At 74.1% G+C, this 13,494-nt stretch carries 11 protein-coding genes; 5 read left to right on the forward strand and 6 right to left on the reverse strand.

Features of this window, described 5'->3' with window-relative positions; all coding sequences use genetic code 11:
* Window positions 1-24 precede the first annotated feature (24 nt).
* The gene (locus tag IF55_RS01890) at window positions 25-1,305 is read right to left on the reverse strand and encodes a cytochrome P450 (RefSeq protein ID WP_030881764.1); all 1,281 of its coding nucleotides are present in this window, start codon (window positions 1,303-1,305) and stop codon (window positions 25-27) included.
* Between the two features lie 110 nt (window positions 1,306-1,415).
* Complete coding sequence (locus IF55_RS01895) at window positions 1,416-2,789, reverse strand: glutamine synthetase family protein (RefSeq protein WP_030881767.1); 1,374 nt, start codon at window positions 2,787-2,789, stop codon at window positions 1,416-1,418.
* 273 nt (window positions 2,790-3,062) lie between these two features.
* Between IF55_RS01895 and IF55_RS01900 the strand changes: the two genes are divergently transcribed.
* Window positions 3,063-3,860 (forward strand): acetoacetate decarboxylase family protein, encoded by a 798-nt coding sequence (locus IF55_RS01900; protein ID WP_030881770.1) that lies wholly within the window; start codon window positions 3,063-3,065, stop codon window positions 3,858-3,860.
* Window positions 3,861-3,930: 70 nt separating this feature from the next.
* Here the strand turns inward: IF55_RS01900 and IF55_RS01905 are convergent, their stop codons facing one another.
* Entirely contained in the window at window positions 3,931-4,737 is an 807-nt protein-coding gene (locus IF55_RS01905) for an SDR family NAD(P)-dependent oxidoreductase (RefSeq protein WP_030881774.1), read from the reverse strand.
* A 258-nt stretch (window positions 4,738-4,995) separates the two neighbouring features.
* Here IF55_RS01905 and IF55_RS01910 point away from each other — a divergent pair, with 258 nt between their 5' ends.
* Window positions 4,996-5,571 (forward strand): MarR family winged helix-turn-helix transcriptional regulator, encoded by a 576-nt coding sequence (locus IF55_RS01910; RefSeq protein WP_030881777.1) that lies wholly within the window; start codon window positions 4,996-4,998, stop codon window positions 5,569-5,571.
* 314 nt (window positions 5,572-5,885) lie between these two features.
* On the opposite strand, the gene IF55_RS01915 is transcribed toward IF55_RS01910, so the two are convergent.
* Together IF55_RS01915 and IF55_RS01920 are read right to left on the reverse strand one after the other, a co-directional pair.
* Complete coding sequence (locus tag IF55_RS01915; protein ID WP_048831449.1) at window positions 5,886-6,680, reverse strand: gamma-glutamyl-gamma-aminobutyrate hydrolase family protein; 795 nt, start codon at window positions 6,678-6,680, stop codon at window positions 5,886-5,888.
* On the reverse strand, window positions 6,677-8,317 hold the full coding sequence (locus IF55_RS01920; RefSeq protein ID WP_078643392.1) for an aldehyde dehydrogenase: 1,641 nt from the start codon (window positions 8,315-8,317) through the stop codon (window positions 6,677-6,679). The genes IF55_RS01915 and IF55_RS01920 overlap by 4 nt, the downstream gene beginning before the upstream one ends.
* Window positions 8,318-8,495: 178 nt before the next feature.
* On the opposite strand from IF55_RS01920, the gene IF55_RS01925 reads away from it, so the two are divergent.
* From IF55_RS01925 to IF55_RS01935, 3 genes are all read left to right on the forward strand, one after another.
* Window positions 8,496-10,049: an aldehyde dehydrogenase family protein gene (locus tag IF55_RS01925; RefSeq protein ID WP_078643395.1), complete on the forward strand. Its 1,554-nt coding sequence runs from the start codon at window positions 8,496-8,498 to the stop codon at window positions 10,047-10,049.
* A complete protein-coding gene (locus IF55_RS01930) occupies window positions 10,042-10,929 on the forward strand; it encodes a 3,4-dihydroxyphenylacetate 2,3-dioxygenase (protein WP_030881783.1) in 888 nt (295 codons plus the stop codon). Before IF55_RS01925 ends, IF55_RS01930 begins: the two co-directional genes overlap by 8 nt.
* 84 nt (window positions 10,930-11,013) lie before the next feature.
* Window positions 11,014-11,871, forward strand: coding sequence for a fumarylacetoacetate hydrolase family protein (locus tag IF55_RS01935; protein ID WP_030881784.1), 858 nt, complete (start codon window positions 11,014-11,016; stop codon window positions 11,869-11,871).
* Between the two features lie 94 nt (window positions 11,872-11,965).
* Here IF55_RS01935 and IF55_RS01940 read toward each other — a convergent pair whose 3' ends face one another.
* Window positions 11,966-13,492: a sodium:solute symporter family protein gene (locus tag IF55_RS01940; protein WP_157854343.1), complete on the reverse strand. Its 1,527-nt coding sequence runs from the start codon at window positions 13,490-13,492 to the stop codon at window positions 11,966-11,968.
* Between the last annotated feature and the right edge of the window lie 2 nt (window positions 13,493-13,494).

The following is a 13,494-nucleotide window of genomic DNA, read 5'->3' on the forward strand; positions in this document are numbered from 1 at the left end:
CCGCGGAGATCCGTCAGAAGCGCCCTAGACCAAAGTGACCTCGACGGGGAGTTCCTTGAGGCCGTTGACGAAGTTGGAGCGGACGCGGCGGGGGGCGGCCGTGAGGCGGATGTCGGCGAGGCGCGGGAGCAGTTCCTCGAACATGACGCGCAGCTCCAGGCGGGCCAGCGAGGCTCCCAGGCAGAAGTGCGGGCCGCCCTTGCCGAAGGTGAGGTGGTCGTTGGGGGAGCGGGTGACATCGAAGCGGTACGGCTCCTCGAACACCGTCTCGTCGCGGTTGCCGGACGCGAACCACAGGACGACCTTCTCGCCCTCGGCGACGCGCCGGCCGCCCAGCTCGGTGTCGCGGGTCGCCGTGCGCCGGAAGTGGTGGACGGGGGAGGCCCAGCGCAGGAACTCCTCGACCGCGCCCGGCATCAGGGACGGGTCCCGGCGCAGCCGCTCCCGCTGCTCCGGGTGGTCGATCAGCGCGAGCATGGCGTGCGAGATGGCGTGCCGGGTGGTCTCGTTGCCCGCGACGACCAGCAGCAGGAAGTAGTTGTCGAAGTCCCGCTCGGAGAGGGCCACCCCGTCGGACGGCGGCTGGTCGACGAGCCGGCTCACCAGGTCCTCGCCGCCGCCGCCCGCGCGCCGCGCGGCCAGCTCCCGGCCGTACGCGAAGACCTCCAGCGCCGCCGGGCTGCGGAACGGCAGGTCGCGGTAGCGCTCGCTCTCCTCGGTGCCGAGCAGCACGTCCGCGTAGTCGGGGTCGGTGTTGCCGATGATGCGGTTGCCCCAGTCGATGAGCCGCGGGGTGTCGTGCTCGGGGACGCCGAGCATGCGGGCGAGGACGTTGATGGGGAAGTCGGCCGCGATCTCCCGGACGAAGTCGAAGCGGCTCCCCTTGGCGAGCGCCGTGTCCAGGGTCCGCGCGGTCAGGCCGCGCAGGAACACCTCGTACGCGGCGACGGCGCGCGGGGTGAACTGCCGCTGGAGCAGCCGGCGCATGGCCCGGTGGCGCGGGCCGTCGGTCTCCAGGAGGGAGCGGCGCATCTCGCGGTGCTCCTCGTCGACCTCTTCGAGGTTGGTGAATGCGGTGGAGGTGAACGTCTCGGGGTCGCTGCCGGCCCGCACGATGTCGGCGTGCCGGGTCACGGCCCAGAAGCCGCTGCCCGGCGCGGGCTCCGACTGCCAGTGGACGGGGTCCTCGCGGCGCAGCGTGTCGTACATCCGCCAGGGCAGCTCGCCGTCGGTGAAGTTGTCGTGGTCGGTGAGGTCGACCGCGTCGAGGGGCAGCGGTTCGGGTGCGGTGGACGTGACGGTCATGGGCCTGTCCTTCGAGGCGGGCGGGCGGGCGGCGGGCGCCGGGCTGGGGGCCGCGGGGGAGCGGGTGCGGTGGGCCGCGCCGCGGCCGGGCGGCGGCAGCGGACGGCCCGTCAGATGAGCGCCGCGTACTCCTTGAACTCCCAGTCGGTGACGTACTGCTGGAACCGCTCGATCTCGTTGCGCTTGTACGCGAGGAACGAGCGGGTGAAGTCGGCCCCCAGCACCTCCGTCAGGTCGGCGTCGGCCTCCAGCGCGTCGAGCGCCGCGCCGAGCGTGCCCGGCAGCCGGGCCGCGGTGCCCTCCTGGTAGCCGTAGCCGCGCAGCGGCTCGGGCGGCTCCCGCTTCTCCCGCAGGCCGAGCCCCACCGCGGCGACCATGCCCGCGACGGCGAGATAGGGGTTGGCCGTGGCGTCGCCGAGGCGCAGTTCCAGCCGGGTGCCGTCGCCGCGCTCCGGCGGTACGCGCACCATCGCGCTGCGGTTGTCCAGTCCCCAGTCGATCAGCCAGGGGGCGAGGGTGTCGGGGCCGAAGCGCTTGTAGGAGTTGATGGTCGGGTTGAGCAGCGCGGTGAGCGCGGGCGCGTGGGCGAGGACGCCGGCGATGGCGTGCCGCGCGGTGCCGGAGAGCCCGTGCGCGTCGGCGTCCCCGTCGGCGCGGCCTTCGAAGACGTTGCGGTCGTCCGCGTCGACCATCGACAGGTGCAGATGGAAGCCGGAGCCGCCCTCCTCGTTGAAGGGCCGGGCCATGAAGGTCGCCAGCCGCCCTTCCGTGCGGGCGATCTCCTTGACGGCCGACTTGAAGCGGAACGCGCGGTCGGCGGCGTCGAGCGCCGCCGAGTGGTCGAGGTTGATCTCGAACTGGCCGCTGCCGAACTCGCGGTTGCCGGCCGTCGCGCCGATCCCCAGCCCCTTCAAGTGCCGCAGGGTGCGCAGCAGATGGCCGTCCGGGTCGCCGCGCAGCCCCGCGCTGTAGACGTTGCCGGGGGCCCGCCCGTACGGCGACCAGCCGGTGGCCGAGGACGCGTCCCGCTCGCACAGGTAGTACTCCAGCTCGGGGCCGATCACCGCGCGCGGTCCCTCGGCGGTCCGCCCAAGGACGCCGCGCAGCAGGTCGCGCGGGGATTCGGTGGCCGCCTCTCCGGTCGCCGGGTCCACGGCGTCGCCCAGGCACCAGGCGACGCCGGGCTCCCAGGGCAGGGCGCACAGGGTCTCCAGGTCGGGGCGGACCGAGATGTCCGGCATGCCCGCGGCCAGGCCGCCGGGCATGGGGACGACATCGCTCTGCGGGCTGGTGTGGTAGACGGCGCGGCAGAACGTCAGGCCACTGCGGACGGCGGCCGGCAGATGGTCGACGAGGACGTCGCGGGCGCGGTCGGCGCCCAGCAGATCGGGGTAGACGACGCGCACCACGTCGATGTCCTGTGCGCGCAGCGCCGTGACGGCCTGCTGGGCCCGGTCGTCGTGGGCGGGGCTTGTGTCGGTCACCCTGGCCAGCCTTCCTGCGGGGCGTGTTCGCGGGCTCGTTCGGCGATGCGCGGCGGGCTCACCCGGCGGCTCGCGGGTTCGTTCTGCGGTTCGCGGGCTCACTCGGAAAATCGTTTGGGGTCGAACAATATGAAGGGGCCGGGTGCCGCGCAAGGGGTCGCGGCGAATCGGCGGCGATCCGGGTCCGCCCGTGACAACGCGGGGCCCAGGTCATAACGTACGGGTCCAAACGATTAGTCCGGCGAGGAACCCGAGGAGTCCGCTGTGCCCACCGTGCCGACCGTCCGAGGCTTCTTCCCGCCCAAGACCGCCACCGGGCGGGCGTCGCTGATCCCCGCCCCGCCCTGGCACTACTCGGGCGACCTGCTCACCATCGAATACCGCACCGACCCCGCCCGCGTCCGCGAACTCCTGCCCGCGCCGCTCGCCCCCGCGGCCGAGGACCCCGGCGCCGTCGCGCTGATCTGGGCCGACTGGCAGTCCTGCGGCGCCGGGAAGGAGGAACTGCTCGACCCCGTGCGCGGCCAGTACAAGGAGTGCTTCGCCGTCGTCCGGTGCGACTACCGCGGCCGTACGTACTCCCGCTGCGTCCACATCTGGGTCGACAAGGACTTCGCCCTCGCCCGCGGCATCCACCAGGGCTACCCGAAGAAGCTCGGCTCCATCCACCTCACCAGGCCCCACCCGTACGGGCCGGCGCCCCGCATCGAGCCCGGAGCCGTCTTCGGCGCGACCCTCGCGGCCGGGGACCGGCGGCTCGCGCAGGCCGTCGCCACGCTGCGCGAGCCCTCGGAGACGGGCGGCTTCGTCAACGGCCACCCGATGGCCCACCACCGCTGGCTGCCCTCCATCGACGGCACCGGGCTCGCCCTCGACGAACTCGTCGAAAGCGGCGCCGCGTCCTTCGAGGCCGGCCCGGCCTGGGCCGCCGACGCCGACCTCGAACTCTTCGACTCGCCCACGGAGGAACTCGCGTCCCTCACCGTCGAGGAGCCGATCGGGGCGTACTACCGGCAGGTGGGCGTGGTGTGGGACGGGGGGACGCTGCTGGAGCGGGGCGGGGGCGAGTAGCGCCCCCGAGGGAGCCGATGTGCCCGTACGGCCGGTACGGGCCGTCCCCGCGGAGCGCGTCCCCCGCGGCTCACCGCGGGGCGAGCGTGAAGTCGAACGGGACGCGCCCCGCGTCGACCATGGTCAGGCCGCCGTCCACCGCCAGCGTCGCCCCGTTCACATACGACGACCGCGGCCCCAGCAGCCACAGCACGGCGTCCGCGACCTCCTCGGCCAGCGCCGCGCGCCGCTGCGGCACCAGCGCCGTGGCCCGCGCGTACGCGGCGTCCAGCCGGGCCTCGCCGCCCAACTCCCGCATCTCCTCGTCGGCCATCTCGGTACGCGTCCAGCCCGGACAGACCGTGTTGGCACGCACCCCGCGCGGCCCGAACTCCGTCGCGATGACGCTCGTCAGCATGGCGGCCCCGGCCTTGGACGCCGCGTACGCGCCCGCGCCCGTGGCGGCCCGCAGCCCGGCGACGGAGCCCACGGTCACGAACGCGCCGCGCGCGGCGGCGAGATGCGGCAGGGCCGCGCGGGCCAGCAGGAAGACCGCCGTGAGATTGGTGCGCAGTGTGACGTCCCAGTCCTCGTCGCTGAGGTCGAGCAGGCCGCCGGGGCGGATGGTCCCGGCGTTCGCGACCACGCCGTCCAGTCGGCCGTGGTCGCGCACCACGGCCGCGACCAGATCGTCGACGTCGCCGCGTACGGTCACGTCGGCGACGTACGGCGTCGCGCCGCACGCGTCCGCGACCTCGCCGAGCGCGTCGGCGCGCCGGGCGCACACCGCGACGCGGGCCCCGTCCCGCGCGCCGCGCGCGGCGACGGCCGCGCCGATCCCGCTGCTGGCCCCGGCCACGAGCAGGACGGGCGGCCGGGGGCCGGAGGGCTGGTTCATGGGGAACTCCCTGTCACGAGAAGGTGTTTGACGAAGCGGTACGGGCGCGGCGCGGCCGGTGCGCCGGGCGAGGGGCGGAGGAAGCGGTTCCGGGCGGAAGGGGGACGGCGGGGCCGCCGGGACGGGCCGGGTTATCGTTTGAGTCCGTAAGGGTCGCGAACGGCAACGGTCGTACGGGCGCGGACGCGGCCCGGCACGGCGCGCCGGGGGCCCGACGGGGGTTCGCGGGAAGCGGCGAGAGATGCGGGAGAACACGACGTGACGGTGCACCGTTCCATCCGTGAGACCGAGCGGGCCGTGCGGGCCAAGCTGGGCGACACGCCGATCCGGCACGAGCAGATGGTCGCGGTGGCGAACATCTACCGCGCCGCCGCGGCCGTGCGCCAGCACTTCGAGAACTCCGTGCTGCGCGGGGCCGAACTGACGTGGACCTCGTTCGTCGTCCTGTGGGTCGTATGGATCTGGGGCGAGATGGAGACCCGCTACGTCGCCGAGGAGGCGGGCATCTCCAAGGGCACCCTCACCGGCGTCTCCCGCACGCTCCAGAACCGCGGCCTCCTCGAACGCGCCGGCCACCCCACCGACGGCCGCCTGGTGCTGCTGCGGCTGACGGACAAGGGCGAGGAGCTGATGGCCGAGGTCTTCCCCGCCTTCAACGCCGAAGAGGTCTTCGTCGCCGAGCGCCTCACCGACAAGGAGTGCGGCACCCTCGCCGACCTCCTCCGTAAGATCGTCACCCAGACGGAGGAACACGGCGAGGAACGCCGCCTCGCCCTCCTCAACGGCGCCGACCCGCGCCCGCGCCGCAGCGGCCGACGGCCCGCGCGGGGCTGAGCGGCCATTCGCCGGGCGCGGCGCGTCGCTTGGGCACGGTCCCCCGCCGGCGCCCGCTCGGCGGGCGGGGCACGGCCCGGCGGCGGCGCCGGTGCCAATTCCTGGCTTGCTGCCGGTGCCCGGCTCGCGGGCTGGTTCCGACCCGCAGCCGAAGCCGGGACTACCGCCGGTGGCCGGCCTGTTGCCGGTGTCCGGTCCGCCGCGGGAGTCTGGTCGGCTGCCGGGGCCCGGCCAGTCGCCGGCGTCCTGGCCGACTACGCCGTGGGCGGGGCCGTCCTCGGGGCCCGGCTTGTCGCCGGCGCCCCGCCCGCCCCTCAGGGCAGCCGCCCGTTGTTCGCGGGTGACGGCAGTCGGGCACGGCTCGCCGTGACCAGGGCGTTGAAGAGGCCCTGTTGGGCGGGGTTCGAGTCGGCGGTGTCCTCGGGGTGCCATTGGACGGCGGCGAACCAGGCGTGGTGGCGCGGTAGTTCGAGGGCTTCGATGGTGCCGTCCTCGGCGCGGCCGGTGACGGCGAGCCCGGCGCCGAGCCGGTCCGCGCACTGGTGGTGGTAGCACGAGACCTCCACTTCCCGGCCGCCCCCGGCGGGACCGGCGGCCGGGCCCGCGGGCCCCATGGCGGTCGCAACCGCCGAGCCCGCCGTGAGCGTGACGCGGTGCACGCGGTGCCGGTGGTCGGCGCGGTCGCCGCCCATGTCCTGGCGGAGCGTGCCGCCCAGGGCGACGTTGACGACCTGGAGGCCGCGGCAGACGGCCAGCAGCGGCAGCCCGGCCGCCAACGCGTGCCGCGCGACCGCGAGGTCGAACGCGTCCTGTTCGGCGTCGACGTCGTAGACCCGGTCGTGGACCGCGGCGTCCGCGGCGTACAGCCGCGGCGCCACGTCACCGCCGCCCGGCAGCAGCACCCCGTCGCAGCGGGCCAGCCGCTCGGCCGCCTCCTCCGGCGGCCCGGGGTGCATCATGAACGGCTCGCCCCCGGCCCGCAGGACTGCCTCGGACAGCGCCCGGGCGGTGACCACGGCTCCGTAGCGCAGGGCGGACGCGGTGGCGGAGAAGCGCTGGGGGAGGGCGATGAGGGGTCGGCGCGGGCGATCGCGGCGCGCGGCCGTCACCACTGGATCCAGACGGTCTTGAGCTCGGTGTACTTCTCCAGCGCGTGCACGGACTTGTCCCGCCCGTTGCCGGACCGCTTGTAGCCGCCGAACGGCACGGTGAGGTCGCCCTCCTCGTAGCAGTTGACCCAGACCGTGCCCGCGCGCAGGGCGCGCGAGAGGCGGTGGGCGGTGCCGAGGTCCGCCGTCCACACGCCCGCGGCGAGCCCGTACTCGGTGTCGTTGGCCAGGGCCACGGCCTCCTCCTCGGTGTCGAAGGTGAGGACGGACAGCACGGGGCCGAAGATCTCCTCCCGCGCGAGCCGCATGTCCGGCGTCACCCGGTCGAAGACCGTCGGGGCCAGGTAGCTGCCGCCCGGTACGCGCTCCAGCCGCTCGCCGCCGGTCCGCAGCCTGGCCCCCGCCTCCCGCCCCGCCCGTACGTGGCCGAGTACCGCCTCGGCGCGGGCCGCGCCCGCGACCGCGCCCATCTCCGTCGCCGGGTCCAGCGGGTCCCCGACGCGCAGCGCGCGGGCGCGTTCGACCACCGTGTCCACGACCTGTTCCGCGATGGAGGAGTGCACCAGCAGCCGGGAGGGCGCCGTGCACATCTCGCCCTGGTTGAAGAAGATGCCCCAGGCCGCCGTGGTGGCGGCGGCCCGCAGGTCGGGCGCGTCGGGGAGCACGATGTTCGGTGATTTGCCGCCGAGTTCGAGCCAGACGCGTTTGAGGTTGGAGTCGGCGGCGTAGCGCAGGAAGTGGCGGCCCACGGCCGTCGAGCCGGTGAAGGCGAGGACGTCCACGTCCGGGTGGCGGCCGAGGGCGCGCCCGGCCGTCGGGCCGTCGCCCGCGACCACGTTGAGCACGCCCGGCGGCAGCCCCGACTCGTCCGCGAGCCGGCCGAGCAGCAGCGCGGACAGCGGCGTCAGCTCGGACGGTTTGAGTACGGCCGTACAGCCGGTGGCGAGCGCGGGGGCGAGCTTCCAGGCGGCGAGCGAGAGCGGGAAGTTCCAGGGGACGACGGCGCCGACGACGCCGGAGGGCTCGCGGGTGACGAGCGCGAGCGCGCCGGGGTCCGTGTGCGGGGACTCGTCGCGCAGCTTGTCCGCGAGCTGCCCGTACCAGCGGAACGTGGCGATGACGGCGCGCAGTTCGATGCCGTACGCCTCGCTGATGGGCTTGCCGTTCTCCAGGCTGACGGCCAGGGCCAGCTCCGACCGGTGCGCTTCGAGGAGGTCGGCGAGGCGGAGCAGGGCCCGGCCGCGTTCGGCGGGGGAGAGGCGGGGCCAGGGGCTGGTGTCGAAGGCGCGGCGGGCGGCGGCGACGGCGCGGTCGACCTCCCGTTCGCCGGCGTCCGCGACGACCGCCAGCTCGCGGCCGTCGCGCGGGGAGAGGACGCGGAAGGACGCGCCGGAGCCGTCCTCGTCCGCGCCCGCGACGCGGTGCCGGGTGGGCGGCGTCCACCGCTCCGCCCGGCGCAGCCACCCCTCGTGCTCCTCGGCAGGCCCGTCTTCGCGGCCGACTTCGCGCCCGTCGGCAGGGCCGTTCGGCCGTGCCTCCGCGCGGTTGTCGAGCCGTTCCTCCGCACGGCCGTCGGGCCGTTCGTCCGCGTGGCCGTCGGCGCGGCCCGTCTCGTTGTTCGTCCGGCTGTCCGGCATAGGCGTCTCCTCCGTGTGCGCGGTGTCCGCTGGGGCCGCGGGCGCGTCTCCGGGCCAATGTTTGGGGCCAAATGATAGTCACGGGCCGCCGCCGGGGAAGAGGGTTGACCACCCCGAACGGGGTCGCCTATTTTGTTTGGGCTCAAACGATTTGGGCTCAAACGAATGGGAGACCGCGATGGCCCACCCCGCGCCCGCACCAGGACCCCCGGCACACCAGGCGGCCCCGGCGCCGTCCGAGTCCCGGGACCACCCGCCCACCGCCACGGTGGCCGGAGTCACCGTCGACACCCGCCACTGGATCGGCGGCGAACGCCTCGACTCCGCCGCCACGTTCACCGACCGCTCGCCCATCGACGGGACGCCCCTCGCCGAGATCGCCCGCGGCGGCGCCGAGGAGGCCCGGGCCGCCGTCGCCGCCGCCCGCGCCGCCTTCCCCGGCTGGGCCGCGACCCCGCCGCCCGAACGCGCCCGGCTGCTGCACGCCATCGCCGACGGCGTCGACGCGCGCCTCGAAGACCTCGCCGCCGTCGAGACGGCCGACAACGGCGCGCTGCTCCGCTCCCACCGCCGCGGCGTCATGCCCCGCGCCGCCCACAACCTCCGCTTCTTCGCCGACCGCCTCCTCGCCCTCGGCCACGACGACTTCACGACCCGCGGCCACACCAACCACGTGACCTGGGACCCGGCCGGACCCGCCGCGCTCATCACCCCGTGGAACGCGCCGCTGATGCTCGCCACCTGGAAGATCGGCCCCGCGCTCGCCGCCGGTGACCCCGTCGTCCTCAAGCCCGCCGAGTGGACCCCGCTCACCGCCTCCCTCTTCGCCGACATCACCGCCGAGGCCGGGCTGCCCCCGGGCGTCTTCAACGTCCTCCAGGGGTACGGGGCCGAGGCCGGCGAACCCCTCGTGTCCGACGCGGACATCCGCCGCGTCAGCTTCACCGGCTCCGTGCCCACCGCGCGCCGCATCGCCCGCGCGGCGGCCGAGCACCTGGTGCCCACCAGCTTCGAACTCGGCGGCAAATCCCCGCTGCTGGTCTTCGCCGACGCCGACCTCGACCTCGCCGCCGACCTCGCCGTCGAGCAGTACGACAACGCGGGCCAGGTCTGCCTCGCCGCCACCCGGCTGCTCGTCGAGGAGCCCGTACGCGATGCCTTCCTGGAGCGCTTCCTGCACCGCGCCCGAGCCCTCGTCCAAGGGGACCCGCGCGAGGAGGCCACCGGCATCGGCCCCACCATCCACCCCCGGCACCTGGAACGCGTCGACGGCTTCGTGCGGCGGGCGCTGGCGGCCGGCGCCACCGCGCTCCTCGGCGGCGGCCCGCACACCGAACTGACCGGGCGCACCGGGGGCGCCTACTACCGGCCGACGCTGCTCGCCGGCGTCGCGCAGGACTCGGAGATCGTGCAGGAGGAGGTCTTCGGGCCCGTGCTCACCCTCCAGACCTTCACCACCGAGGACGAGGCCGTGGCCCTGGCCAACGGCACCCGCTTCGGCCTGGCCGCCACCCTCGCCACCGGCGACCGCGACCGCGCCGACCGCGTCGCCGCCCGCCTCGTCGCCGGCACCGTCTGGACCAACTGCTTCTTCGTACGCGACCTCGCCGCGCCCTTCGGCGGCTCCCGCGCCTCCGGCATGGGCCGCGAGGGCGGCGACTGGAGCTTCGACTTCTACTGCGACCTCAAGAACACCGTCACCGCGCCGAAGGGGTGGCAGCACCATGGGTGAGATCGTCGGGGCCGGCCTCCTCGCCCACGTCCCCACCATCGTCCTGCCCGAAGCGGGCCGCCGGGAGCTCAACGGCGGCCGCGAGGTCAGCCTCGTGCCGGGGCTGCGCAGGCTGCGCGCCGACGTCTTCGAACCCCTCGACTACGACACCGTCGTCGTCCTGGACTCGCACTGGGCGACCACCGTCGAGTTCGTCATCGCCGCACAGCCCCGCAGGGCCGGCCTGTTCACCTCCGAGGAGCTGCCGCGCGGCATGTGCCGCATGCCCTACGACTTCCCCGGCGACCCCGAACTCGCCCGCGCGACCGCCGGGTTCGCCGAGCGCCACGGTACCTGGATCACGCCCATCGACGACCCGTACCTGCCGATCCACTACGCCACCGTCAACCTCTGGACGTACCTGGGCCGCGGGCTGCCCGACAAGCGGTGGATGTCCATCGGGGTCTGCCAGACCGGCGACGCCGAGGACCACCTGCGGCTCGGCCGCGCGCTCGCCGACGGCATCGCCGCGCTGCCCGACCGCAAGGTGCTGCTGATCGCCTCCGGCGCGCTCTCGCACACCTTCTGGCCGCTGCGCGAACTCCGCGACCACGAGGCGAGCGACCCCGTGCACCTGCGCACCCCCCAGGCGCGCGCCGCCGACGAGGAACGCGTCGACTGGCTGCTGAGCGGCGACCACGCGCGCGTCCTGCGCACCATGCCGGAATTCGCCGCCCACAAGCCCGAGGCGGGGTTCGGGCACTACCTGATGATGGCCGGCGCCCTCGGCGAGGAGCGGCTGACCGCGCCCGGGCGCGCCTACAGCAGTTACGAGAACTCGATCGGCACGGGCCAGGTCCACCTGTGGTTCGACCGCCCGGCGGGCGGCTGGGCCCCCTAGCCGGTCCGGCGGACCGCGCGTCTGTCCGGGGCGCCCCGCAGGGCGCCCCTTGAGCTGTCCGAACCCCGAGGAAGGCCAACCGGAATGAGCGATACCCGTGACTACCGCCGCATCCTGCTGGACGGCGCCGCCGTGCAGACCGTAAGGGAGGGCGACGAACTCGTGGCGGGCGACGGCCGCCGCGTCAAGGCCGCCGACGCCCGCCACCTGCCGCCCGTACAGCCCACCAAGGTGATCGCGGTGCACCTCAACCACCGCAGCCGCGTCGAGGAGTTCCGGACCACGCTGCCGCCCGCCCCCACCTACTTCCACAAGCCGGTCTCCGCGCTGAACGCGCACGGCGGCGCGGTGGTGCGCCCCGAGGGCTGCCAGTACCTCAACTACGAGGGCGAGATCGCCGTCGTCATCGGCCGCGTGTGCCGCAACGTCGCGCCGCGCGACGCGGCGGAGTACATCGCCGGCTACACCGTCGCGAACGACTACGGCCTGCACGACTTCCGGGACACGGACGCCGGCTCCATGCTCCGCGTCAAGGGCTCCGACACGCTCTGCCCGCTCGGCCCCGGACTGGTGACGGGCTGGGACTTCCGCGGCAAGTACCTGCGGACGTACGTCAACGGGGAGCTGGTGCAGGACGGCTCGACCGACGAGATGACCTGGGACATGCACTACCTCGTCGCCGACATCGCCCGGACCATCACCCTCGTCCCCGGCGACGTACTCCTCACCGGCACGCCCGCCAACTCCCGCCCCGTGCACCCCGGCGACGTCGTGGAGGTCGAGGCGGAGGGCCTGGGACGGCTGACCAACCGCATCGTGACGGGCCCCACCCCCGTACGGGACGACTGCGGGGCGCAGCCCACCGCCTCCGAGGAGGTCCGCTCCACGGCCTTCGGCGGCGACTGGGAGTACCGCGGCATCCGGCCGCCCCGCCGGTCCTGACCCACGACGGGTACGCCCCCGCCGCGGCCGCACCGAGCGGCCGGCCGGCGGGGGCGTACCCGTTTCTCAAGTCCGCTTTCTCAGGCCCGCTTTCTCAGGTCCGCGCCGGTCCCGGCGGGGCGGTCGCGGCCGGGCCGGGCGCGGCGGGCGCCTTGACGACCGACGTGGCCGCGAACAGCTCGGCGACCCGCCGCCCCTCCGCGGCGCTCTGCGGGAAGAGGTACGCGCAGGCCACGTAGATCACGAGGTTCAGGGCCATGCCCACCACGCCCGAGGTGAGGCCGTCCAGCCAGGGGATCGAGGTCGGGTACGCCGCCGAGAGCCCGGCAGCGGTGCAGAAGCCGACGAGGGTCCCCGCGACCGTGCCGATCCGGTTGCCGCGCTTCCAGAACAGACCGAGGAACTGCGGCACCGCGAGCTGCACCACCCCCTGGTACGCCATGATCGACAGCGTGATGAGGTTGCTGAGCCCGATGTTGGCGACCAGCGCGGAGGCCACCGTGTAGACCGCGATGGAGATCTTCGCCGACAGCAGCCGCCCCTTGTCGTTCATCGGCCGGACCACCGCCACCAGGTCGTTGGCGATGAGCGTCCCCACGGACTGGAGCACCCCGTCCGCCATGCCGATCTGCGCCGCCAGGACGCACAGGGCGATCGCGATGACGATCCACGGCCCGCCGATGTGCTGGGCCAGCGTGAACAGGGCGCGGTCCGGGTTGTCGGAGACGCCGGGCAGCGTCCCGGACAGCAGGGCGACGGTCAGCAGCAGCCCGGCGAAGACGAGCGACGCGGGCATGACGAAGATCGCCGACCGCTTGACGCTCCGCACCCCGTCCGCGGTGAAGAGCCGCACGAACATCCCCGACAGGCACCAGCCGCCCACCGCGCCGGTGAACGTCAGCGCGAAGAGGTACAGCCCGCCGCTGCCGCCGCCGTCCACGGGCAGCGACAGCCGCTCGACGGGCAGCCGGGCGAACCCATGGCCGCTCACGACCAGATAGACGATGAGCCCCACGAGCAGGACCGAGCCGAAGACGTACGCGATCATGCCCTGGTAGAAGTCGGTGACGACCACCCCGCGCATCCCCATCCGCACCGTCCAGAACTGGCGCGCCACGAGGACCAGCACGCCCGCGAGCACCGACTGCGAATAGCTCAGGTGCCCGAAGGAGATGTAGTAGAAGATCAGCCCCATCGCCTGCATCCCGAGCACGGTCATCGGGAAGTTGACCAGGACCTGGATGAGCGCGGGCACGGTGCGCGAGGCCGTACCGCCGTAGCGCAGCCCGAACAGGTCGGACTGGGTGCGCAGCCCGTTCAGCTCGCCCCACATCCACACCCGCCGGGACATCAGATACATCAGCAGATAGGCGAACAGCCCGTAGACCAGCAGGTGGAAGCCGATCACGCCGCTGCGGGCCGCGAGCCCGGCGTCGGCGATGAAGACCGAGCCGGGAAACCAGGTGTTGAGGATCGACATGGTCTGGTAGCCGCTGCCGAAGCTGCGCCCGCCCACGGCGTAGTCGGTGAAGTCGGCGTCGCGCCGGCGGTGCATATACAGCGTGAGGAGCACTCCGGCGAAGAAGAGCACCACCATGCCGTAGCCGAGGAACACATTCACTG

The sequence above is a fragment of the Streptomyces varsoviensis genome (assembly GCF_000718635.1).
Lineage (GTDB): Bacteria > Actinomycetota > Actinomycetes > Streptomycetales > Streptomycetaceae > Streptomyces > Streptomyces varsoviensis.

Excerpts from the sequence above, each read along its gene's own strand:
- IF55_RS01905 (WP_030881774.1), bottom strand. The coding sequence starts at position 4,737 with ATGAACCAGCCCTCCGGCCCCCGGCCGCCCGTCCTGCTCGTGGCCGGG.
- IF55_RS01930 (WP_030881783.1), top strand. The coding sequence starts at position 10,042 with ATGGGTGAGATCGTCGGGGCCGGCCTCCTCGCCCACGTCCCCACCATC.
- IF55_RS01935 (WP_030881784.1), top strand. The coding sequence starts at position 11,014 with ATGAGCGATACCCGTGACTACCGCCGCATCCTGCTGGACGGCGCCGCC.
- IF55_RS01920 (WP_078643392.1), bottom strand. The coding sequence starts at position 8,317 with ATGCCGGACAGCCGGACGAACAACGAGACGGGCCGCGCCGACGGCCAC.
- IF55_RS01890 (WP_030881764.1), bottom strand. The coding sequence starts at position 1,305 with ATGACCGTCACGTCCACCGCACCCGAACCGCTGCCCCTCGACGCGGTC.
- IF55_RS01925 (WP_078643395.1), top strand. The coding sequence starts at position 8,496 with ATGGCCCACCCCGCGCCCGCACCAGGACCCCCGGCACACCAGGCGGCC.